Annotated in this window: 17 protein-coding genes; 6 read left to right on the top strand and 11 right to left on the bottom strand. The window is 35.5% G+C overall.

Annotated features, from left to right (window positions below; translation table 11 throughout):
• Window positions 1-5 precede the first annotated feature (5 nt).
• Window positions 6-968: a lysozyme inhibitor LprI family protein gene (locus AC25Y6_RS09820; RefSeq protein WP_488142869.1), complete on the bottom strand. Its 963-nt coding sequence runs from the start codon at window positions 966-968 to the stop codon at window positions 6-8.
• A gap of 392 nt (window positions 969-1,360) precedes the next feature.
• Between AC25Y6_RS09820 and AC25Y6_RS09825 the strand changes: the two genes are divergently transcribed.
• Window positions 1,361-2,617 carry a hypothetical protein gene (locus AC25Y6_RS09825; protein WP_488142870.1) on the top strand — a complete coding sequence of 419 codons (1,257 nt, stop codon included), beginning with the start codon at window positions 1,361-1,363 and terminating at the stop codon, window positions 2,615-2,617.
• A gap of 42 nt (window positions 2,618-2,659) precedes the next feature.
• Here the strand turns inward: AC25Y6_RS09825 and AC25Y6_RS09830 are convergent, their stop codons facing one another.
• The 3 genes from AC25Y6_RS09830 to AC25Y6_RS09840 are packed head-to-tail and all read right to left on the bottom strand — an operon-like array spanning window position 2,660 to window position 7,453.
• Complete coding sequence (locus tag AC25Y6_RS09830) at window positions 2,660-3,943, bottom strand: McrC family protein (RefSeq protein ID WP_488142871.1); 1,284 nt, start codon at window positions 3,941-3,943, stop codon at window positions 2,660-2,662.
• A gap of 5 nt (window positions 3,944-3,948) precedes the next feature.
• On the bottom strand, window positions 3,949-6,519 hold the full coding sequence (locus AC25Y6_RS09835) for an McrB family protein (RefSeq protein WP_488142872.1): 2,571 nt from the start codon (window positions 6,517-6,519) through the stop codon (window positions 3,949-3,951).
• A gap of 49 nt (window positions 6,520-6,568) precedes the next feature.
• Window positions 6,569-7,453, bottom strand: a complete 885-nt coding sequence (locus tag AC25Y6_RS09840; RefSeq protein ID WP_488142873.1) for an HNH endonuclease — start codon at window positions 7,451-7,453, stop codon at window positions 6,569-6,571.
• A 145-nt stretch (window positions 7,454-7,598) separates the two neighbouring features.
• Here AC25Y6_RS09840 and AC25Y6_RS09845 point away from each other — a divergent pair, with 145 nt between their 5' ends.
• The 3 genes from AC25Y6_RS09845 to AC25Y6_RS09855 all read left to right on the top strand — a co-directional run bounded on the left by AC25Y6_RS09845 (window position 7,599) and on the right by AC25Y6_RS09855 (window position 11,448).
• On the top strand, window positions 7,599-9,332 hold the full coding sequence (locus tag AC25Y6_RS09845) for a DNA/RNA helicase domain-containing protein (RefSeq protein WP_488142874.1): 1,734 nt from the start codon (window positions 7,599-7,601) through the stop codon (window positions 9,330-9,332).
• Between the two features lie 650 nt (window positions 9,333-9,982).
• Window positions 9,983-10,468: a hypothetical protein gene (locus tag AC25Y6_RS09850; protein ID WP_488142875.1), complete on the top strand. Its 486-nt coding sequence runs from the start codon at window positions 9,983-9,985 to the stop codon at window positions 10,466-10,468.
• Window positions 10,469-10,926: 458 nt separating this feature from the next.
• Window positions 10,927-11,448 (top strand): JAB domain-containing protein, encoded by a 522-nt coding sequence (locus tag AC25Y6_RS09855; RefSeq protein ID WP_488142876.1) that lies wholly within the window; start codon window positions 10,927-10,929, stop codon window positions 11,446-11,448.
• 259 nt (window positions 11,449-11,707) lie between these two features.
• Here the strand turns inward: AC25Y6_RS09855 and AC25Y6_RS09860 are convergent, their stop codons facing one another.
• The gene (locus AC25Y6_RS09860; RefSeq protein ID WP_488142877.1) at window positions 11,708-13,525 is read right to left on the bottom strand and encodes a rhomboid family intramembrane serine protease; all 1,818 of its coding nucleotides are present in this window, start codon (window positions 13,523-13,525) and stop codon (window positions 11,708-11,710) included.
• Window positions 13,526-13,877: 352 nt separating this feature from the next.
• Here AC25Y6_RS09860 and AC25Y6_RS09865 point away from each other — a divergent pair, with 352 nt between their 5' ends.
• A complete protein-coding gene (locus tag AC25Y6_RS09865) occupies window positions 13,878-14,057 on the top strand; it encodes a helix-turn-helix domain-containing protein (protein ID WP_488142878.1) in 180 nt (59 codons plus the stop codon).
• Window positions 14,058-14,628: 571 nt separating this feature from the next.
• Here the strand turns inward: AC25Y6_RS09865 and AC25Y6_RS09870 are convergent.
• The 5 genes from AC25Y6_RS09870 to grpE form a co-directional block, all read right to left on the bottom strand.
• On the bottom strand, window positions 14,629-16,365 hold the full coding sequence (locus tag AC25Y6_RS09870) for an AAA family ATPase (RefSeq protein ID WP_488142879.1): 1,737 nt from the start codon (window positions 16,363-16,365) through the stop codon (window positions 14,629-14,631).
• Window positions 16,366-16,457: 92 nt separating this feature from the next.
• Complete coding sequence (locus AC25Y6_RS09875; RefSeq protein WP_488142880.1) at window positions 16,458-17,642, bottom strand: DnaJ domain-containing protein; 1,185 nt, start codon at window positions 17,640-17,642, stop codon at window positions 16,458-16,460.
• Window positions 17,635-18,801, bottom strand: a complete 1,167-nt coding sequence (locus AC25Y6_RS09880; RefSeq protein WP_488142881.1) for a tetratricopeptide repeat protein — start codon at window positions 18,799-18,801, stop codon at window positions 17,635-17,637. The genes AC25Y6_RS09875 and AC25Y6_RS09880 overlap by 8 nt, the downstream gene beginning before the upstream one ends.
• A gap of 18 nt (window positions 18,802-18,819) precedes the next feature.
• The gene (locus AC25Y6_RS09885; protein ID WP_488142882.1) at window positions 18,820-20,550 is read right to left on the bottom strand and encodes an Hsp70 family protein; all 1,731 of its coding nucleotides are present in this window, start codon (window positions 20,548-20,550) and stop codon (window positions 18,820-18,822) included.
• Between the two features lie 20 nt (window positions 20,551-20,570).
• Window positions 20,571-21,284, bottom strand: a complete 714-nt coding sequence (gene grpE / locus AC25Y6_RS09890) for a nucleotide exchange factor GrpE (protein WP_488142883.1) — start codon at window positions 21,282-21,284, stop codon at window positions 20,571-20,573.
• Window positions 21,285-22,092: 808 nt separating this feature from the next.
• Here grpE and AC25Y6_RS09895 point away from each other — a divergent pair.
• On the top strand, window positions 22,093-22,272 hold the full coding sequence (locus AC25Y6_RS09895) for a helix-turn-helix domain-containing protein (protein WP_488142884.1): 180 nt from the start codon (window positions 22,093-22,095) through the stop codon (window positions 22,270-22,272).
• Window positions 22,273-22,486: 214 nt separating this feature from the next.
• On the opposite strand, the gene AC25Y6_RS09900 is transcribed toward AC25Y6_RS09895, so the two are convergent.
• Window positions 22,487-23,821: a hypothetical protein gene (locus AC25Y6_RS09900; protein WP_488142885.1), complete on the bottom strand. Its 1,335-nt coding sequence runs from the start codon at window positions 23,819-23,821 to the stop codon at window positions 22,487-22,489.
• Window positions 23,822-23,843: the final 22 nt, after the last annotated feature.

Below are 23,843 nucleotides of genomic sequence, written 5' to 3' on the forward strand. Positions count from 1 at the left end.
CCCTATCAGTTCATATAATGGATCACTAATTCATAACAGCGCTCTTTTGTCAGGTCTGCCTGCGTACTAATGTAGGTGAGCGATTCGAATGTACCTCCCTCAAATTCCGCTGCATTTGTACCAGCCGACTGGTCTCGATATTTGATCCATTCACGTTGTTTTTCCCGCAGCTGATTCATGTCGTTTGAGGATAGCTGTTTTTTCAGCAAGCTGTAAATTTCATTCAAAGCAACATCCCACCTCCTATAGCGCTCGCTTTCTGCCTCTTTCATATCCACTGTCACACCGTTTACATACAAATAGTTCAAATCAGCTAGCCCTCGCTCAATTGCATCCAATTTATTTCGATATTGTTGTTGCTTGTCTGACGCAGTAAGAATGACATCTTGTTGGATTACTGCACTTTTATTAGGCGTGACTACTGTTGCTTGCTGCTTTCTCACCTCAGTTTCAAGACGTTTCTCTAGACTGGCTAGCTGCTCACTGAATTTATCCATAACAATTTGAGTCTCCTGCCCTTTCTGCAGCTCCTCAATCGTCGTCCGTGCTTCTTTCATTTCGCCTGCTTTAACAGACTTCTCGATATCCGCTAGATGCGCCACCACTTTCGCAGACGTTTCCAGATTCACCTTTACAGTATCAATCTGTTCTTCTACCTTTTGGCGCAGCCCAATTGCCAGTTCTTCTTTCTGCAATAAAGCCTCCGCTTGCTTCAGCGCACTCTCCCAGTCCCCAGTTTTCATATCCTTCTTCATTAAACGGAATGCAATTAAATCCACTTTCATCGAAATCGCTTCCTGTTCATCCGGTTTCTCATCTAGCGCAAGCTCGATTGATGACAATGCCTTATCATATTCCCCATTGGCCAACGCAAGCTTCCCCTGCTCCATTGCTTTATCGAACGTTCCGTTGGAGCATCCCACCAGCATCCCAGCCAGTACAGTTACAGCACCTATTCGTTTAATCAATAGTCTCTTTCCTTTCAGTGTAAAGATGCACAAGCGCTGTCATCTTTGAATTTTCTGTTTTTATGACTATTATACCATTAACATTGTCTATTAAATGATCGTTTTAGGGAAGGTTATGTATTTTTATAGAAAAGTCACCTTCCTGGCAAGTGAAATGTACCCTATAAGAAAGACAGTTGAAAAAGTCTCAATTAAACTACAGGTGCGTGACACAAATCAAGTAATTTATTACAATTGTAAAATAATAAAATGAAAATCAGACAAATTGCCGAATGTTTGCTTTTTTTGCATGTTTTATTCAGGCGTGTTAATTGTTTGTCTTTGCATGACGCACAGCGTACCCCAAATTTAATTGTAGTAAATTACCAATATAGTGTAGAGTTGTTTCTAACATGGAAACGAAAATCCGAAGGGAAAAGAATTCTCTAAAAACTATATTTAGGAGTGATAAAGACGTGAATTTAAATTTAGTAACCAATCTCGATCAAGTAAAACAAAATCTAAAACAATACAACCATGAACTACAAAATGGCGAGATGACTCTTCGTACAAATGGTGTTCAACAATGGTATTACATGATGGAACTAGATCTTTTTGGACCAAGTCGATATATTGGCTATGAAGGTGTAACGATTCATAAGCACAGCCAAGCATTTGGATTAGATGGTGGTGAAACAACGAGAGCACTAATCAAATGGTTCCAATTATGTGATGATCCAGAATTACTCTTGAAAATCACTGATAAACTAGTGGACCACCTTTCCAAATTAGATATGGATGTGCGTCGTAACAAGGAAGAGCAGCCGGCATTTAAATTGAATTTACTAAAAGAAGATATTCCAAAACTAAAACAACTTTATTTAACTGAGGAATTCGTGATTGATATTGGGAAGTGCCAAACATGCAATAAATCATTCTGGGAGGAACCGTTTTATGTACATAAGAAACGTGGTCCATACTGCTCTCAGAAATGTTTACCTGAAGGTGTACTTAATGAATATAACGCGATTGCCTATATAGAATTTATTGAGAGTTTCAGAGAGTTTGTAGATGTCTTTAACGAGATTGAAAACGTTGAAATACGTGATGATTTATTAACGGATGTATCCTATACAATGGATCAAATGGGCGAATATATATTAAAGGATCCTGAGTCAGAGTACGAGGAGTTTATCATTGCACTATTACCTAAATTTGAAGCGCTACACAATGATATTTGGAATTTCTATGTAGACGACGAGCATTTGGAAATAGAACGAGCTGTTTATATTAGCTGGGAAAATTTATTGAGTGGGGACATTCCTCTAGATAAATTAAAATCATTCGCCGATCACTTAGAGAAATTATTAAAAAATGCTAATCCTCATTTCGACATTATGTATTATCAATATTTTTATATTGATGATAATTCTAGAAGCATCATTTATTACACAAGTTCCATCGCTTCTCTTGAAACAGATATTATATTAGAAAAAATTTTCGATGAATGTATAGCCTTTCTAGAAAACTACAATTTAGATCTAGATGCAGCGAATTATGTGTATAAAACCTTCGTTGCTCTATGTCCAAGATGTACGATTTATGAAACCTTAGAAGATTTTTCAATGAATTCAGATAAAAATTTATTTTGCTGCCAAAATTGCTCATAGAATAATGAAAGAGAGCCTAAATAATCGGGCTCTCTTTCATTTTCAAAGTTCACATTCCACTATAAATTCATTCAAACTGAGTTCAATATGATGACAATCTACAAAAAACACCTTCACTTGCACACCATCATCACTGTTAAAACAGATTTCCTCAGTCCCCTTAAACTCATCGTTCGTCGGATATAGAAGCCATACCTCTTTGGTTCCATATTTCTTCGCATACGCATACATCTGATACATATCTGCCTGCGAAATGCCATAATTACTATTCGGTACATTTTTTAACAACTTCCACTTCGTATCAATAATAATCGTTCGTTTTTCTGCTTCATTTCTTAAAACAATATCCGGTCTTAATGCAAACTGTTTCTCGAATAAATGATACTTTCGATCTTGCAATGATATCGACCATTCCTTCTGTGAAATCATTCTTCTCAAACTCCGCCCAACATAATCCTCAAATACTCGATCCATTGGAAATAAAAGTGCTTGTACAAATGAAATACCGGCAAACGTTGTAAAACTTTTATTGTGTAAAAAAATCTTAGACCAATTTAAGACGGTTTCATAGTCCTTTGAATTCCGATCGATTTTCACTTGTTCGAAATCCTTTTCAATAGTAGTTGAAAGCTCAACTAATTCAAAGTTTGCTAATAGTTTCCGTAATTCTTTCACATTTTCTGCACTCTCAGATTCTTTTGTCAGCTTTACTAGTGTTGATTTAATCAATCGATTTTCTGGTCGGTTCAATCCGAACTCATCGTACTGTACATAGAACCGTTCCTTATGCACCAAATTATGTTTAATTTGCTGTGAGAAATTCATCTTCCCTTTAAACACTTTGAGATTATCTTCCACTCCATAATATGTCGATTTCAATCCCCGTTTAACAAGATGCTGCACTTCCTGGATATACAATCGAATAAATATCTCAAATATCGGCATTTTTTCTGTATTTAAGTTTGATTCATTAAACGTTTTGCTTGGAAAATCCTTTAGTGTCTTTAACATTTTTAAGAATGTCTTTTTCGAATCATCCTGTGTTCCCCCGTGAATTTTCGGGAGTATTTGCAGCTGTACACCATTATTTAGCTGAAGCACACCAACATAGTTTTTAGCACGAATTATTTTACCGACACCTCTTTTTGATGAGATTGTCAAAAAATCAATTGCATCCGCTTCGTTTGATTCGTTGAAGGTTAATATTAGGTTTTCTAATTGACTAAACGAAGCTTTGTCTAAATAGACTGCCCCCGTCTCTTTACTCATTTCTAGATTGCTTGTGATGACATCATATTCCTTTAATTCTACTAATTTTGTCTTCATATGACTTACTCGTAAATTTCAATATAACTAGCATGCTTTTTAAAAGCTGCTAATTGAATTGAATACTTACTTTCAGGGATATCGATGTCGGGATTCCCTTTAAATACTGCGTTCATTTGTACTGGCGCATCTAAAATAAACTTTAAATCATCGACTTTTGCATTATCTCCAAGGACCAGTTGAATTTTACTGTAGTCCTCATAGAAGTATTCTTGTAGAAGTGGGATAATCGCGTTCTTAAAAATATTCTCTAGGTTTTCAATCGTCGGTTCATTTTTTAATGACATGAAGTAAGCATGACCAATAGTGTGTTCGCGATCGTACAGGACTTCGATCCGTTTGTTAATCGAGTCGACCATTTTTTGAATATCGATATTACCGACTTTAATTTCTTTTAGAAGTTGTACATCTGGCATCATTTCGATAAAGCGGAAACGTCTTCTTAATGCCGTATCCATCATCGCAATCGAGCGATCAGCCGTGTTCATTGTCCCTAATAAATAAATGTTTTGTGGCACTCCGAATTCTTCTTTCGAATATGGCAAACGAACTTTCATTGACTCTGGAGCTCCAAGGCGTTTCGTTGGTTCAATTAACGTAATAAGTTCACCTAAAATTTTCGAGATATTACCTCGATTGATTTCGTCGATGATAAAGACATAGTTCTTATTGTTTTTCTCCACTGTGATTTGTTCATCTTGAGAATGCTTTAAAATGAGCTCGTTGACACTATCACTAGACATTCTTTTCAATTCATAAACAGTTCGTTGCGTTAAGTTTTTCTTCCCGTTTAAATCATACACATATTCATATATATTTTTAGCAATCCATTTAACAGAACGACTGCGTTTGTAGTATTCTTCATCACCTAACCACTCAGGCTCACCTGTGATAACACCAATTGCATCAATATGCTTTTGGTCACCCAATGAAAATACAATGTCTCCAATACTCATATCATCATAAAAACTATACATAATATCTTTTACTATATTCGATTGGAGTTCCTCACCCTGTGATAAATCTTCACCAAAATCATCCCAACCAATTCTAATACGATTATTATCAAAACAATCTTCCTTGATATTTTTCTTATCACTTCCACCTAGTGATACCTTCCACACACGTGCATCAATCTCTAGTGCCTCGTTATTATTTGTAACTGTAAGCTGTTGCGCTTTCTCACAAAAGGCTTTAAAAATGCCCGGTTCAATCTTATACTGAAGTAGTTCATCAGCATTTTCATCCAAAGCGGGTTTGATTCCTTCAATAAATTCTTCATACCCAAATGATTGATGAAATGTCGTAAATTTAATTTGCTCTGATTTTTTGTATTCGTTATAACGCTTTAATATTGTTTGATAACCTTCACTATTTAACGATTCGATGGAACGATTTTCAATAATTGCTACAGCATAAATTGCCGTATTATATGTTTTCCCTGTACCTGGTGGGCCGTATAAGATCATGTTTTTATCGAACATTGTAACAACCTCCTTATCTGGTAGATTACTTTCAACTTTGCCTATGACTAATTTGTAGTATTCCATTAAATTTTCAAAAGCATCGTCTAATTTTCGATAAATCATCTCATTTGTTAAAGGCGCAAACTGGATCTCTTCATTCGTCAGGTGATAAACAATTTGCACCTTTTTATAATCGCCATCTTGAACCTTCTTTTGAATTCCCATTGCTGGTTCATACGAAACTTCATAATCCCTTCCTTTATTTAGCTTAATGTAATAACAGTACTTATCATCTTGAATTAAAGGCTTGTTTAAAATTTTATGGTGACGATCAAAATCCGCTTGATTTGCCATCTTTTCATCTAATTCAATTGAAATTCTAAATTGCACATCTTCATCATCTTTCTCTGCAAAAATTGAAATACTCGTTAATACATTTTCATGCTCTTCATATTTCAATTGGTTCCACAAATAACCTCGAACAACATTCCTCCCCCCCGTGAGCCATTGTGATTTACCCCCATTTTTCATGCCATACTTAAGAGCCAAACGATCTGCTAATTTATTAATTTCCGTAACCGCAGCGCCACCGCTCTCACGAATATCTAAATAGATTTGCTTTTCTTCACCCTCTAATTGAATTGGATTTTTATAGCCATGATTTGCATACGTATTTAAATGCGTTATTACTTTTTCAAAATCAATTTTATGGGAAGATACTGCCGTCTGTTTATTTTCAATGAAAGTACGATATTCAGTTTCAATGAAGCTAACTAACTGGTCTACTTTGATTTCTTCCCCATTAGATAAGAACAATGAATATTGTAAATTTAAATCCGGTCTTTCTTTTATCCCCTCGTACTCTCCTGGATAACTTAACCTTCTATTATTTTCATTCATCGTTCTAAAGTAATTTTGCGTATTGCTTTGATGATCCGCATTAAAATGCCGAGAAATCCTTGCACCTTCCACATTATTATCCGTTAGGCTTCGAGCTCTCTTTTGAATATCAGCTTGTACAAGGGCTATATCTGCCATCGATTTTACTTGATTATTTTTAAATCGTTCATAAGTCATCATTGCTGCTGCTAACCAAACTGCTTGATTCACGGTTAAAGTCATATTAAGCACCTACTTCGATTCATTTTTTTACGATTCATTAAATTAATTTTTGGTAATGCCCCTCCATATACCCCAACTGCTTTTCAGATAACTCAACACGCAACCCCTCATTAACATTCATAAATATTCTAGCTGTCTCATCAAGCGTTTGTGATATAACAATCCTCCCCTGCATATCAAACGAAATTAACTGTTTATCAAACAACGCATCATGATTCGGACAGAGCAATAATCCGTTATTCACATCAAGTCGTTCTTCATTTGTAGAAGCGCCCCAAGGCTTAATATGACTCGCAATTAAAATACGTCGATCTATTACACCGCATAGCGCACATTTACATTCACGTTGGATCAGTAACTTTTTAAATTTCCCTTGGCCAATTCGCGATTTGATTAGACGTTCTTTTTCAGTTTGTGTTATAGGTAAATTTTCAACTTGCTGAATTTCCTCAAACTCGTCTTGCAACTCCTGCTTATCATGCGTTGCTGATGGTAGTTTCGTAAACTTCGAATCGCTATCCTTTAAACGTAGCGGAAAAACCCAAACGAGGCGCTGTCTGTCATCTTGATCCTTTTGTTGATCCTGATATGGCTCCCCCGCAAGCTCTACTTTCCCTCGATATGTATATTCTCTTGGCTTCATCACCTCAAAGAAATGAATCTCCACGCCATTACGATCTGATTCAGCTAACGTTAAATTCTGACCAGCCATTTTTTGATCACCACTCTGTCCCATACCTGTGTAATGATAAATATCCCCAACAACCCGGTCATCATAAAGCTTCGTCTTATCTGAAATAAGCGTCAACGTATTAGTACGATTCGACTTACGCATGCCTCCCTGCGGCGCACATAAAAAAACCTCACAAAGCCGCTGATTATTTACAACTTCATTTATTATTAATGGACGTGTCATCTTCATAGAATAGCCTCCAAATATATTTCATTCTTGTTATTAAGTCTATTGTACTATAGCGGGAAATATTGGGCTATAATATAAAGGATAGCAAACATTTACATTCTAGCAGTATAGGGTTTCTGCCAAATAAATAGTAGAGGTGATTTCTATGTGGTCTGGTAGTATTCGTCAATTTTTGAACTTCGATCCTGAAGATTTATTAAATACACTATGTTCAGCAATCTATAAACAAACTTATGCAGAAGCACTGTTACGTCCACAAGAATCAAGCACCCTCCCACAAATCCGAGCCTGGCAAAATTCCATTCAAGATTTAAAGCATCAATTGCGGCCGTTTCAAGATGTAAGTGGCTATGTCATTTTTGAATATGAGATTCCTCGCAGCGGTGGTCGTCGTCCGGATGTGCTTCTTCTGTTTCCTGGGGAGATTCTTGTATTAGAGTTTAAAGGTTATGATGATATCAAAGATGCCGAAAAGCACCAGGCTTCACTTTATGTACGTGATTTAACTGAATATCATTCTGCAGTACAAAAGTATGACCTAAATGTACGCGGCTCGATTGTTTATCCGACAAATGTAAATTCTGTTAGAAAGACAGATCATGAATATCAAGTCTATTTAACGCCAAATAGTAGATTATCAGAGCTTATTAATAAAGTTAATCATGATGGAGATTGTTTAACACCGGAAGAGTTTTTACAAGGGGTTTATCAACCATTACCGTCGATCATTGAATCCGCACGGCATATTTTTCACAATGATCAGCTTGAAGAAATTCGTAATATTAAAAGCAGCAATTTTGATGAGGTTATTCATAATGTTCGCGCTATTATCCAGCAAGCACAGCAAACGAATTCACATCATTTAGTATTAATTTCCGGCGTACCTGGTGCCGGCAAAACGTTTGTCGGCCTAACACTTGCCTATGAATCACCAAGCGCTGTTTATTTATCAGGAAACGGACCTTTAGTTGATGTATTGCAAGATGCACTACAAACTACAACCTTTGTACAAGCTTTGCGCAATTATAAAGGTGATTTTAAAAACGGCTTGCCGTTAAAAGAACACGTCTTAATTTTCGATGAGGCCCAAAGAGCTTGGGACGCTGTAAAAATGAAAGGTCCTTATAGCGAGCCGGATGTAATGATTCAAATTGCGAAACAAAAACCTTGGTCTGTAGTAATTGGGTTAATCGGTGAGGGGCAAGAGATTCATACCGGTGAAGAGCAAGGAATTCGTTTATGGAATGATGCGATTGCCAGACAAGACTTTACCGTCCATGCCAAACACAATCAAGAAGCATTTCCTAATTCAATTAAATACTACGAAAATCCACATTTACATTTGGGTACATCACTGCGTACACATAACGCATTACAATATTTCGAATGGGTGGAAGCATTTTTGAAAGGCGATTCAGATACTTACCGCACGATTGAAAACCAACTTCAAAAAGAGCGTTTTATATTAAAACGAATGGATTCGCTGGAAGACGCAAAGCAATATGTAAGAGAAGTATATAAAGATTCTAATAAAACATACGGACTTGTGACCTCTTCAAAAAATCGTACAGTACAACAAATTCCCTTTTCGCAACCGCGCTATCAAATCAAGCCGCATGTTGCTTATTACAATGATCCGAGCTCACTGTACTACTGTAAAAACTTACAATATGCGGTGACTGAATTCCACTCGCAAGGTTTAGAGTTAGATATGGCCATTGTCGTTTGGGGCGATGATTTAACGTGGGGGCAAAATAGTTGGCAATTTAACCAAAACGCACTTAATCGTCAAGCTGAAAACCCCATTCAAATGAAGCTCAATGCTTACCGCGTGCTGCTAACGCGTGGGCGTGATGGGGTTATTATTGTGAAATCTTAAGGCATTGATATTTTCGACTTACACATCGGGATCAATGAAATGTCAGTTTATCATATTAAGGAAACTCAAAATCATCTTCAGATGAAATTAAATACTCAGCGGTATTACTGTCTAGGCGGCGTAATGGGCAATTTATATATGTTCCCCTACACTTTAAAGCTGTTATTCAGCGTTAATTAGGTATTGGGGTTGTTGCGTGATTACAGCCAAGGAATTGTACCAATGTTGACATACTTTTTACCACGGAATGACAATAAATGTACCAGTAAATGAAAGGCGATTACCACCTTACATCCTTTAGATGATTAGGGTTAAAAGCAATGAGAACTATCTTAACAATCTGGCCAGATTGTAGAGCAACTGTTATATTACATAGTGAATAATTAATGTGCAACAAGAGTCTTCATTTTTAAATGTTTTTGAGAAAGAATGCACATAGGTTAACGTGCAGAAATATTTAATGAAAATACTGAATTTTAATGGTAAAATGTAAAAAACTTGAGGAACAAGGTGAGGATTTTAAATAATTGGATATTTAGGAGGAAGACGTGTCCAAATAGTTTAAAATAGCTGTGAAGAGTTTCATTATAATATGGGTTATACTTTAATGATTTAGAAATTTGAGTCTAAATGGTAAGGAGGAACACATTATGAGTCAAAAATCAGAAGACGTAATTGATGACGTAATTGATGAAGTAATTGATGTAGATTCCAAGGATTTTGAAATAGTTGGGAGTTATTCTCCAAGTAATAATACTAATAACAATAATAGATTATTTGGGAAGGAACTAGCAACTGGGGTTGTACAACAAGTAGCAGTAGAGGTTGGGAAAGAAGTAGCAACTGTTGCAGTAGAACAAATAAAGAAACACTTGGATAATGAGCGAGAAGGGAAAAAGAAAATTAGAGAGACTAGAATAGATTCACTGGATTTGGAAATCAAAAATTTAATGAATAATATTCAAAAAGAAGAAGCTAAAAAAGACTTCGATCAAGAAAGAATTAATAGATGGTATGACCGCCTTGATAAGAAAGAATTAGAGTTGAAAGATATGCAGGATGAAGCAGATGGATTTGCAAAAGGATTGTTAAAATCTATAAAACAATTTGCTACAATGGGATCAAGAAGGAAGTAAATGTTGAACAGTCACCAATAATAAGAATACCTTTCTTGAATTTTACGTCTTCTATAACTTATATAACAAAAGAAAGTCATTTGCTTTGAAGTACAAGATATTATTCAATAGAAAGGATATTCAATAAACGGCCGCGTTTGTGGAGGATCACAAGCCTAATTCCTCGCTAAAAGAAGGAGGAATTGGGCTTTTTTTAACCTTCATTACTTTAAACATTATCCCATTGGTAAATGCTATGGCAACAGGTGGTAAATCTTGTGGCAATCACTGGTAAAAAAGATGTCACAGGTGGTACATTTCATTGGCCGTAATCATTGCGCTTTTAAAGCTTACTTTACGTTAACCATTCGTATTTACTAACAATATAAATATATATTATTAACTTGAGAAAGCCCTAAGATCATTGATGATCTTAGGGCTTTCTCTTTTTACATAAAACATTTTATGGAGGAATTCAAATGAAATCATATGAATCACAAACGCCCAAGCAATTAGAACTAATAAGAGAGATCAGTACGGAAAAACAAACAAAAACACTACCTGCAAAGCGTGTGAATATTGTACAAGTAAAATTAGTAAGAGAAAAATCATTACTCTACAAAGATCGCAAAATCCGTTCTCCGCGTGATGCGTATGAGCTAATACGAGAATTCTTAGGAGATGTAGATCGAGAACACTTCATCGTTCTTTGTCTAGACATAAAGAATCAACCTACATGTATTCAAGTAGTTCATATTGGAAGTCTTAACTCAAGCATCGTTCACCCTAGAGAAGTGCTAAAATCAGCTCTTCTAAGTAATGCAGCTTCAATAATTGTGGCCCACAATCATCCTAGCAATGTCTCTGATCCCAGTCCTGAAGATATTGAAGTTACTAAACGATTAATTCAAGCTGGTGAGATTTTAGGTGTTGAACTACTTGATCATCTTATACTTTGTACTGATTCATTTCATTCGTTAAAAGAGTCCGGACATCTATAAGATAATACTTGCAAAGTTCACTTAAACTTAATCATAGTAGATGAACACTAGATGAAGACAATGCTAAAAATGCTTATATCAACAGCTCTTGTTACAACACCCACAGTGGCGATTAAATAAATCTCGGGAGACGTCGCTTTGATCTCTCCTTCAATCAAAATTCAATTCTTTATGAATGGTGCCAAAAGATAATATTGTATATAAAAAAGGCAGTCACTAATCTTTTGAAGTCGACTGTCTTTTTTACAATAATTTCTGATTAATTTGAACTTAGTGATGTTGTTATTATATCTAAAATACCAGCCATCCCCTTAACCTCATCTACTACACCACCGTTATAATACATCTGTCCAATAGTGTAGTATCCATTATCTAATAGATACAGATGGACCATAACATGTGATGAGTGTCCAGGCTTAATTTCTCCTGCATAGTATCCTCCTACACTAACAAACTGACCATGATTTTCCCAGACCAGTTCGTCAAACATCTCCGTTCTAAAAATTTGACCAATATAAAACTCTGGCATTTCTTCAAGTATACCATTCTCAACATCTGCTACCCAGGAATCCATATCTCCACCATCAAACACTTCTGTTTCACTTTCATACTCCGATTCTGAATCAAATTCACTATACTCACTAGTTTGAACTTGATTATCATAAGTTTGCTGATACGTTGGGATCAACTTTTGCGCTTCAGCATAAAGAGTAGATTCTGAGGAAATCATTTTCATTAAGTTCATAGCTATTTCGTAGTTCCCATTGTCATAGTTATCTACTGCATCAATGTACAACTTTTCTTCAAACGACGCCATATTTAGTTCCTTATTATCATTGATTACCGAAAGAACAATCAAGAAAAATCCTAGCATCACTAATATTGCACTTACTTTAATAGTCCCTATAAGTAAATGCAGTACCATCATCAAGGGTTTTCCAAACATCAGTTTTAATTCAAAATGAACTTTATTATCCATTTTACGATGTTTTGATTTAGGATATTTGTTTGTATAGCTATTCAATGTACTATCACTAATACGGTGAATAATATGTTGTTGTCTTTTTTCCTTCGCCACATTATAGAGAAAATTTGATTTAATTATTTCCCTAACTCTCCAACCAACTCGCATTTGTTTAAATAACTTGTATATAAGTATCACCAAAATTATACATATTATTATTTCGATAAAGCTCGTCTTTGCAATCTCAAGTAATAACCTAAAATAGTAATATGCAACACCCCCGTTACTCGCAGGGCTATTTAAGAAAAATTCTTTCCCTATTGAATCACTTATTATCTGTCCCGATGAAGGATCTATTGCAACTGTCTCTCCAAATTTCACCCTTATTTCTTGAATATAGGGAAGTACTGTTGAAGGCCATATCATCTTAGGAATATAAACCATAATCAAAACGGTGGTAAATCCCAAAACAGCCTGAAATAATGAGGAAATCCAAGTACTTCTGTAAATTTGATTGTCTGTTTGATACCGAACAATCATTGATAATAATAAACCACCTACTAAACCGCCTAAATGACCAGCGATTGAGATTCCAGGAACAAAAGCAGTGAATACAATGTTTATCCATAAAAGATTCCATATCCAAACTTTCAAACTCTCATCAATAAATGGGTGCTTTTTAAGTAGTAATCCTACATATAACCCTATTAAACCATACCCCGATCCAGAAGCTCCTCCAGCCATAAGATTCGAAACGGAAAACATTAAAATAAATAAACCACCAAACATGCCTGTTACAAAAAACAAAAAGGTGTATTTAAATGAACCATACACTCTTTCAAGAAATGGTCCCGCTACAACTATCATACTTAAATTCATCAATAGATGGATTGGTCCCGCAATTTGGAGAAATGTGTAGCTGATCAACCTATATAAATCATCGGTCGTGGCATCTTGTGGACTAATGGCACCAAATAGTCGGGCAGTTTTTAAGTCTGTAGGTCCTTCCCCATAGATATATGAAGCTAAGAAAGCTCCAATCAGCAATACTGCTAAAAAAGTTGTTGCTGGCGATTTTCTAATCATTTCTTTAATCGTTTCAATATCTAACATCTAATTCACTCTTTTCAAAGTCCTATGATAACAACTGTATTAAAAAAAAACACAAAGGTCTGAAATTTTCGTTAATAATACACATTACTATATTACCATGTTATTGGTTCAAAATACTATATATCTCCTATAAAAATACCGCCTTGTTACACTAAGCACTAAAAAATAGGGACTGAGGAAATCTAAGCTCCTCAATCCCTATTTTTTTATTTTATAATACAAAATATTTCAATTATATATCATAGTAATGAAGCTATGCATGATAGCGGTCACTTACATTTGTGTCAGAATAATCATTCAGGGTGAAACAAGGTGAACAATAACGTAACAAAACGAAAGGAAGTGTTGCACTATGTTTCACGATTTTGATGACATTTTAACTATAGATGAACTGGCGGAATTATTAAAGATTGGGAAAAATACTGCCTATCGACTAATCAACACCGGCCAAATTAAGTCGATTAGGATTGGTCGGACTCATCGGATTCCGAAGAAGAGCGTGATTGACTATATTATTTGTAAAAATTGCTAAGCATCGATCTTCTTTCTGTGATAGAATCCCGCCTCTTCTTTTTAATCAATTGATTTCTTGCACTCTAAATAAATTATATGCTTAACCATTTGCTTCGAATAGGACTCTCTATAATAATTCTTCATCTGCTAAAATTCCCTGTGTCTGTATTTCAGTAGTACTTAAATATCGGTACCTGTGCAACAAACAACAATCGATTCATACAATTGCATAAAAAATCAAATAAAATTTGAAATCGCAGTAAATACCTAGTCCACGCCTTATAAATTTGTAATTGTGGTGAATTATCGCAACGGTGTCATTTCCGGGCACTAATCAAGTAATTCACTACAATTGTATAATACAAAATGAAAGTTAGAAAAATTGGCGAGTTACTACTTTTTTGTATTTTTATTCAGATTTATGAATTGTTTTTCTTTATTTGATGCACAGGTACCTCAAAATCAAATCAAGTAATTTGATTATTTCATACACCAGGTACCTAAAATTTGATTTCCCAGGGACAGGCGTTGCCCACCAAGATTCACCCACATACAAGTGACTATGAAATATTCATCAGAGAAATCTCCTTTTACCCCACCCTAGTGAAGGCAATCTGAATGTCACTCTCCGTGATTTCTGAGAATTTGACACTTTCTTCATTAACCAGACGATTGCTTTGTTCTAATCGAATTTGGTCAACTAGATTTCTTGTCCAACGTGCGTTACCTTGAATACGTCCAGCATAGTCTGCTTCTTTGATTAATCTCTCTAAATACAAATGTGCTTTAGCTGTTAATTCGAATGAAAAACCGGCTAATATTTTACGCGTGATTTCTGTCAATTCAAAAGCTGAATACTTCGGAAATAATAGGTGATAGGGTATGCGCGATTCAAATCCTGGATTCATTGACAGTAAACTTCTCATTTCATCTTCGTACCCAGCTAAAATGACAACGAGTCGGCCGCGGCGGTCTTCCATCGCTTTAATAAGAATATTTACTGCTTGTACCCCGAAGTCATTTCCTCCACCAGTGGCCAGCGCATACGCTTCATCTATAAATAAAACACCGCCATCCGCTTTGTCCAATATATTTGTCATATTTTCTTCCGTCTGTCCAATATATCTTCCAACAATCGTCGACCGATCAGCTTCGATAAATGTACTTGACGGCAAGAAACCAACACCATATAAAAACTTCCCGATAATCCGAGCCACTGTCGTCTTTCCAGTTCCCGGAGGTCCCGCGAAAATCATATGCATGCCAATGGACTCAACTTCATAGCCTGACTCTTCACGCTTCTTCTCCATGGCAATAAAGTTCATAATGCGCTTTGTTTCCATTTTCAATTCAGAAAGTCCGACCATCGCATCCAATTCCGCCATCGCTTCTCCTCTAATTTTCACTAAACCAGCTTCAGCGCCCGCATCCCTAACCGCGGAACGACCCATTGCACCAAGAATATCTTCCGCAATAATTTTTCCTACCTCCGCAGTATTTTCTTGTTGGCCAATCCGAATATGATGTTGTTTTATGATACGATCTGTTAAATTTCTCGCCCACCGTCCATTGCCTTCAATGCTACCCGTTTTTCCTGCTCTCGTGATGGCATCTTTAATTTCACCGAGTGCTTCGATACAATCAAATCCTTGACTCCTTAGAATTCGGACAGTAATACGCGTTAATTCCTCCGGCGTGTAATTCGGGAATTCGAATTTATATGGAATTCTAGAATTAAATCCTTCATTCATCTTCATCAGCTGCTTCATATCCGCACGGTATCCCGCTAAAATAATGACGAGGTCATCGCGGTTATCTTCCATCGCCTTAATGAGTACATTAATCGCTTCAGCACCAAAATCATTTCCTTCACCAGCCAGTGCATAGGCCTCATCAATAAATAGGACGCCACCTTTGGATTCATCAAGAATCGCCTTCATATTCGCTTCTGTTTGACCGATAAATTGTCCAACAATATTCGAACGATCTACTTCAATGAATTTATTCTCACGCGTAAAACCAGTTCCATATAAAATATCCGCAATGATTCGCGCAACTTCCGTTTTTCCAGTCCCCGCATCCCCCGAAAACATCATATGACGCATCGGTCTTTTTTGTGGTTGAAGCCCGATTAGTTCCATCTTCTTTTGTCCTTTAATTTCAAGCGTTAATGTACTAATTTCACCTTTCATTTCTGCAAGGCCTATCATGGAATTTATCTTTCTCATCGATTCTTCCAATACTTCTTCACGGGATCTTAGTGGCTCAACGATTTCATCTTGCTGGTCAACACTTTTCGCTTCTGCTTCCATCTTATTTATCGCCATACACTCCCTTCATTCGACAAAAAAGGGATTTTGACATGGACATAATTACATATCCGTCATAATCCCTTTCTACATTTCCCTAAATTCATTCTCTAACCAAAAATTGACGTAATCACCCCAATAATAATGGCAATTATAATTATGCCACCGATCAATTTCCAAATTTTATCAGCGAAATGATAATATATTATCCCGCCTATGATCCCACCGACAATGGTTAGTGGCGCTGTTAAAACTAACCCTAAAATAATTGCAATAATAATATTACCTTTTTTAGTAGCAGGTTGATGTGCACTAAATCCTCCCGAACTTTGATTGTCATAAGCAGGTTGTTCAATACTTTGCTGGCGTTCACTCGGACGATCTTGTTGATTAATATCATCACGAATACTTTGAATTTGATTATTTATATGTACATCATTTTGCGTATTCATCTGCTCTGCTAAATCGCAAATCTCCCTTGCGCGTGAGAATGCAATCCAATCTTGCGTATGAATATAATCTAGCATTTGATATAAAATAGCTTCCCGGTCATCATCATTTTTAGGTAGCGACAAAATAGCATAAACGAGCTTCCTTTTTTCATTTTCAGAAACTCCTACTTTATCTTGTAAAGTAATATAATCTAGCAACATTGACACATGCTCAACATTCAGATTTTTCTCTTCAATGACTTTATTGTAAAATTTCTTAATTTCATTATACTTATTTTGATAGTAAAAAACACTTGCGTATAATCGTTGATAGTCCGCCATTTCAGGACTAACCTTCATTAATTCCCATGCAGCTTCTTCCGCTTCAGGGTAGCTCCCTGTCTCACGGTATGCAATCCCCCCGTTAAAGTAGAAAAATTCCTTACCCTCTATTGTGCTTATGTCTAATGACCTTAATTGATTCAGGACCTCATGAAAGTTCCCTAAATTTCGCTCGCAAAGAATACGGTTCACAAGTAATTCCTGCGTCAAGCCACTACGTAGGATTTCTTTTTTAATTAAACGAAGAGCTAGATCTTCATGCCCATTGTTCATATGTTGTTGAATCTTCTCTCGATTTTCTAATGACAAAGGATCGGAATAAAGATTTGTATCATAATCTCTTCTTCGCGCGGCATCGCTTAATGTCTCGTATGCTTTTCGTAATTCCATAAATTCTTGCGGATGTGCTTCATTTGTGAAAACACGAATTTTACGATAATAAGCTCTTTTGATATCATCCGCTGTTGCCTGGGGATTAACTTCTAGTAAATCATAATGACTTGAAATCGCTTGTCTATTCACTATCCATCACCGTCTTTAACTTAATTCTAGCTTCATTTCTAACCCAACTAACGACCTGTTCGCCCGTCAACTCAGTTAACAATTCCTTTGCATCATCAATTTGACCTAATTTAAAAGTAGCAATTCCTTCTTGTAAACGGATTGCTTCGTGGTAAGGTGACTCTTTATAATGGATACTTTCATTCGCGGAAAATTGTGCTGCCATTATTAATACTTCATCATATTTCTCTTCTTTCAAATAACTTACTGTCAAATAGTAAGCGGCATCGTCAGTGAAATACACAACTTCTTCCGACGCTAGTGCCATTTTCAAATAAGAAATGGCTTCTTCGTGTTGACCTGTTTTATACTTATCATAACCTGTTATATAGTAATTTTTCGCGATTTGTTGTGGAATGAATAGCGGTGTTACATCTTCAACCGGTTCAACTACAGACACTATATTTTCCTCAACTTCTCCAATAATCAAGGATTTCTCTGGTATCGTTTCATATGGTGTAAAGACTTCCACTTCAGTATGAGGAGTTGGTTTATTATCAAAATAAATGTATATAGATAAAGTAACTGCAGCAACTGCGGTGACATACGGGAAAATAAACAACTTATTCCTACCATTTTTTTTCATAGGTAAAGATTTAACTTCCCCATTCTTCTGAATGAAAGAAATCACTTTTTGAATCGTTTCATCCTCAGCCGCATAAACAGGCATATCAATTACATACCGTGTAATACTGGTATGTTGTAACTTTGCTAGGATAAGCAATCTAGTTTTAATAATGAGGATTGGGAGCGGTAAATCCCCAGCCAGCGCAATTGCTCTATCTAGTTCCTTAAGCGCCATTTCATAATTCCCACTATTTAATGTAGGAAATATTTCATTATAACTATTAATTAATGTATCAAACATAGGTATATTTTTTTCAATTGCCGCTTGTAAACGAGCTACTTTGGGCAAAAAATCAGCATCAATCTCGTTCACGTAATGAAGTGCAGCGTACAAATTCCCGATTTTACTTTCAAGCAATGCACTTTGCCATAAAATCAGCTGCCTATCTCCCCCAACAGACGCCAATGCTTTTAAAGATCTGAGTGCGCTCGTATACTTTTTTTGCCTAATTTCTAGTTGAATTAAAGTGATAAGATTATGTTTTTCTTTCATTGCATTCATATAGTCACCTTAAACAAGCTCAATTAATAAATCAAGTAATTTTTCGTCCAACCGTTTTAAAGCAGTATTATCTTCGGCAGCAACTGCTTTCTCAATATCAGCGAGTATCATCTCAATTCGAATTTTATCATCTGGCAAACAATCTTCCATCATTTTTTCTGCATTGTGAATTGCTTTTTTCATACCTTTATAAAGATCTGAGTCCAATCCTTCTTTTTCCATACGCTTAATCGATTGGTTTTTCTCTGCCGCTGACATGACGCCTTGTTGAGATTTAATTACTTGCGTTACTTTCTGACCTGTACTGACAACTAGCGCTTCAACTTGAATAATACCGTTAATATCGTAACTAAAACTAACTTCGATATTTTCTAGACCTGCTGTATTAGACGGAATTCCATTGACAACAAGTTCATCAGATACAAGTTGGTTTTCACTAACGAAACGATTTTCTCCTTGATATACTTTAACGGCCATAGTTGTTTGGTTGTCGAGAACTGTATTATACACTTTCATTTCCGTCACTGGAATCGTACTATTTCTATGTATAATTGGGTCAAAATAGCCTGAAACCATTTGATTATTCACCTGATTTACAACTTCAATTCCAAGTGTATACGGGCAAATGTCAATAGCAACAATTCCAACGGCTGAGTTAATCTCGCCACTTTTAAGTGCCGCTTGGACCGCTGCACCTATTGCAACCACTTCGTCTGGATTAATATCAGTACGCACTATTTTGCCAAATGCCTTTTCAACACATTCACGAACGAGCGGAATTCGCGTTGAACCACCAACCATTAAAATTTCATTCACTTGTTCCACGGAAATATTTGCTTCTTTTAAAGTATCATTCATCTTTGTAATCGTTGAATCAACTTTTTCACGAATCGTATTTTCGAATTCAATTCTTGTTAATTTCACATTAAAGCTTATCGGCATATTGTCTTTCAGACCGATAAATGGCAATGAAATATCAGTCTCCACTTGTGTAGACAGATCAATTTTCGCATTTTCAGCTGCTTCTTTCAACATGAAATACAACATATTTTTATCTTGCGCTACTTCTTCCATTGGATAGCCATTCGACTTCATGAATTTATCTTTAATTAATTGTAAAATCGCTTCATCAAAATCTGTTCCACCTAGGAAATTATCCCCCATACTCGACTTCACTTCTATGACACCGTCAAATAATTCCACAAGCGAAACGTCGAAAGTTCCACCACCTAAGTCATACACAAGAATATGTTGATCTTTATCCAAATTATCGTGACAAAATGCCAGTGCTGCCGCTGTTGGTTCATTAATAATTCTTTCCACTTGAAGCCCCGCAAGCTCTCCGGCAATTTTCGTTGACTTTCGCTGTGCATCCGTAAAATAAGCGGGCACGGTTATGACGGCTTCTGTTACCTCTTCACCTAATTTTTCTTCGGCACTTCGCTTCAAATATCTCAAAATCTTGGATGAAATTTCCTCCGGTCTATAAGCTTTATCTCCAACTTTTATTTTCTCATCATCACCCATTTTACGTTTCACTTCAAGAACTGTATGGTACGGTAATGAAGCAGCACCTTTTTTAGCTGATGTGCCAATTACCTCTTCCCCATTTGGCTTCAATTGAAATGCAGATGCAGTTGTTCGCTGATCATTGCCATTTACCACAAGGACAGCTTCTCCGTCCTTATAGACAGCCATCGCCGAATTGGTCGTCCCTAAATCAATCCCTATAATTGCCACTAAAATTTCCCCCTAGAAAGTTATAATATCGTTTTTACAATTGCATCTTGAATGATTTTCCCATTACCTACGAACTTAAATGCTTTTCGGAAGATGACGGCCACTTGATAGGTCTGTAAATCATCCGATACTTCATCTGCCGAAACTGTACCAAGTGACTCCATATAGTCTCCGTCAAAGTCTTGTCCGTACACATCAATCTCTTCAATGCCCATCTCTTTTAACGTTACTAGCGAATGATTAATAACAGATATCAACTGCTCTGAAATTTCGCCGTTATCATCACCGAAAGTTAAACGTACACGGTCGAATAAGTTAAACACTTCAACAGCAGATTTCGCCATGTCAAACTGATCTTCCAATGCTTCCGCTTTTAACCGGTCTATTTCTGCTCTCATAACACTAGACGTATGATTCGAATCAATTAAATTTTGAATCTCTTGAAAACTTTTATATGTAAAACGTTTAAATTGTTGAAGATCTTCTTTTGTCGCTGGTAAACTCGATGGCATAAAATCCTCGGGTGTAATCCGCGATAGTAATGAAATTTCTTCATTTATTATCTCCAATAAACTCTGGGGTTCATCGCTCGTTGTTACATTAAGAGTGCTCATTAGCTCCTCCATTTCATTAAACATATTTTCCTTATTTTTCACAATACGATAACAATCATCCGTAAATACGTTCAGTACCTTCTGATCAATCACTCGTAAATCACTAATCTTATAGTACATATTTGAAAATAATTCGTTTTTAATTACAAGAAAACTATAAAGTGAATAGAGAAAAGTAATTCGTTTAAGTTGCTGTTTCCTTTCATCCAATGACACTTCACCACACTTAGTTAAGATAAAAGCCCCACCTAGAAATGAAAGGCGAATAGCACTACTAATATAGCAGTTTTTATAACTAAGTTCAATAGAGTTAAAGATGGGGTGATCGATTAGTCTGTGGAATTAATTCCAGGTACCACTGCGTGCGGAACTATTCAGCCAATTCTCTACAGTTGTATAATAATAGAATAAAATCAGACAAATTGGCGGATTTTTTCTTTTTTTGTGTATTTATTATTTTTCGTGAATCGTTTATCTTCGTTTGGCGAACAGGTACCCTAAAATTAAGCAATTTCACTAAAATAGTTGTGGCTGGCGATTTTTTAATCATATCTTTAATCGTTTAAATATCTAACATCTAATTCACTCTTCTCAAGGTCCTATGATAACAACTGTATCAGAACACAAACATAAAGGTCTGAAATTTTAGGTAATGATACATATTACTATATTACCATGTTATTGGTGCAAAATACTATATCTCCCCTACAAAAAATTCACTTTGTTACACTAATCACTAAAAAATAGGGACTGAGGAAATCTAAGCTCCTCAATCCCTATTTCTCTATTTTATAAAACAAAATAATTCAATTATATATTATAAATGAAGCTATGCATGATAGCGGTCACTTACATTTGTGTCAGGATAATCATTCAGGGTGAAACAAGGTGAACAATAACGTAACAAAACGAAAGGAAGTGTTGCACTATGTTTCACGATTTTGATGATATTTTAACTATAGATGAACTGGCGGAATTATTAAAGATTGGGAGAAATACTGCCTACCGACTAATCAACACCGGTCAAATTAAGTCGATTAGGATTGGTCGAACTCATCGGATTCCGAAGAAGAGCGTGATTGAGTACATTGTTTGTAAAAATCGCTAAGCATCTATCTCCTTTCTGTGATAGAATCCAGCCTCCCCTTTTTAATCAATTGATTTCTTGCACTCTAAAAAAAACTATATAGAAGTTTGATATGATAAAAATTATTTGCACTCGTTGCTATTTTATCTCTTCAAAATACTCAATAACAAAAATCATTACTACTCGTAGATGCCCCAATGAGTACTGAAGAGTATATTACAACCATCTTTAGTGCTTATTTTATTTCAAATGGCACTATTAATTTAACCCTACTTTTCACCATTTTCTTTTGTGCATCAGTATCTGGACTTTTTGGTGCTGTTTTTGCTTTATAAAAAGATTTATACCCATATCCATAAGCTTCAAACAAAGTTGAATCCTTAAGATTATCTTCTGTATAGATATACACAGGAATTTCATCATCACAAATATCTGCAATAACGTCAGAAAAAAGTTCGTTATTATATGCAAAGGAGAGATATATTCCAAAGGCAGATCTAATTTCTTTTGGAACATCTTCTAAATATTGTTCCAATTCATTTCCCACAAATTCAGTTAATTTTTTTTTAGCACCATTCATGATGGCAATGGACATATCCCAAAACTCTTTGGTATTTATTAAATCTTTATTAAAATAATTTTCATCTAGTAAAAATGACTTCAATCCAAAGTTATCCATCTTTGTTATTGTACTAAATTTATTAAAATAAAATTCAATTGCAGCTTTATGCTCTGCTTTGGCCATCTGGGAATCATTTTTCAATTCGTATTCTTCATCAAGCATATACGCTGATTCTTTAAACATATCTACAGTTTTGTATAAATCATACAAGTTAGTTATTTCATTAAACATATCCAAATTCAATGAATTATTATATATACTCTCATTTTTATTAGCTAAATCTTTATTAAGACATTCCATAAATTTTCTGAAATCATTTTGCGCCTTTTGATAAATAGCAGTATGAGAATACACTGAACTAGCAGTTTTAAATAAAGGTAGACTTCTACTTTTAATAATTTGCGGGTATTCCTTTAAAGCACCAAATAAAGTATCGATAGTGTAACTCATAGCGTAGAGGTGTACGGGTAATGTTAACTTAGGAATAATATAATAAATGTTGGATTTTAGGGCGCTACATTTATCTAGAAAATCATTACTAGTTCCATCTTCTGGTAAGTTTGAATTTATATACATAGTAATATATTCCTCAAATTCATTCGGGGTTTCAAAAAATATCTCCCCAAATAACTCCGGATACCCTTCTCTATTTCTTCTTTTGAAAAAGAATCTCGATAAGTTTTCTAATGCATCTTTCAGTATCGACATGATTGCACCTGAAAAAAAGTAATCTTTAAAAACTTCATAGTCATTATTATCCACTTGAAGATCGGCATCATTATATTTACTTATCTGCTTACTCTTAAATACAAACTCTAAAAATTGCTCAACTCTACAATCAATGATTTCTATTGTGTACTCCCCATTTACATTCTTCCATCTAAAACTATCATTATAATCTCTATCTCCATTAATTTCTTTCAGCATTTTCCCGAAAATCCTATCCATGCACTATTCACCTCTAAAATTA

The sequence above is a fragment of the Sporosarcina sp. Y1004 genome, assembly GCF_057669665.1.

Excerpts from the sequence above, each read along its gene's own strand:
- AC25Y6_RS09825 (WP_488142870.1), top strand. The coding sequence starts at position 1,361 with ATGGAAACGAAAATCCGAAGGGAAAAGAATTCTCTAAAAACTATATTT.
- AC25Y6_RS09830 (WP_488142871.1), bottom strand. The coding sequence starts at position 3,943 with ATGAAGACAAAATTAGTAGAATTAAAGGAATATGATGTCATCACAAGC.
- AC25Y6_RS09840 (WP_488142873.1), bottom strand. The coding sequence starts at position 7,453 with ATGAAGATGACACGTCCATTAATAATAAATGAAGTTGTAAATAATCAG.
- AC25Y6_RS09845 (WP_488142874.1), top strand. The coding sequence starts at position 7,599 with ATGTGGTCTGGTAGTATTCGTCAATTTTTGAACTTCGATCCTGAAGAT.
- AC25Y6_RS09850 (WP_488142875.1), top strand. The coding sequence starts at position 9,983 with ATGAGTCAAAAATCAGAAGACGTAATTGATGACGTAATTGATGAAGTA.
- AC25Y6_RS09855 (WP_488142876.1), top strand. The coding sequence starts at position 10,927 with ATGAAATCATATGAATCACAAACGCCCAAGCAATTAGAACTAATAAGA.
- AC25Y6_RS09860 (WP_488142877.1), bottom strand. The coding sequence starts at position 13,525 with ATGTTAGATATTGAAACGATTAAAGAAATGATTAGAAAATCGCCAGCA.
- AC25Y6_RS09865 (WP_488142878.1), top strand. The coding sequence starts at position 13,878 with ATGTTTCACGATTTTGATGACATTTTAACTATAGATGAACTGGCGGAA.
- AC25Y6_RS09870 (WP_488142879.1), bottom strand. The coding sequence starts at position 16,365 with ATGGCGATAAATAAGATGGAAGCAGAAGCGAAAAGTGTTGACCAGCAA.
- AC25Y6_RS09880 (WP_488142881.1), bottom strand. The coding sequence starts at position 18,801 with ATGAAAGAAAAACATAATCTTATCACTTTAATTCAACTAGAAATTAGG.
- grpE (WP_488142883.1), bottom strand. The coding sequence starts at position 21,284 with ATGTACTATAAGATTAGTGATTTACGAGTGATTGATCAGAAGGTACTG.
- AC25Y6_RS09895 (WP_488142884.1), top strand. The coding sequence starts at position 22,093 with ATGTTTCACGATTTTGATGATATTTTAACTATAGATGAACTGGCGGAA.
- AC25Y6_RS09900 (WP_488142885.1), bottom strand. The coding sequence starts at position 23,821 with ATGGATAGGATTTTCGGGAAAATGCTGAAAGAAATTAATGGAGATAGA.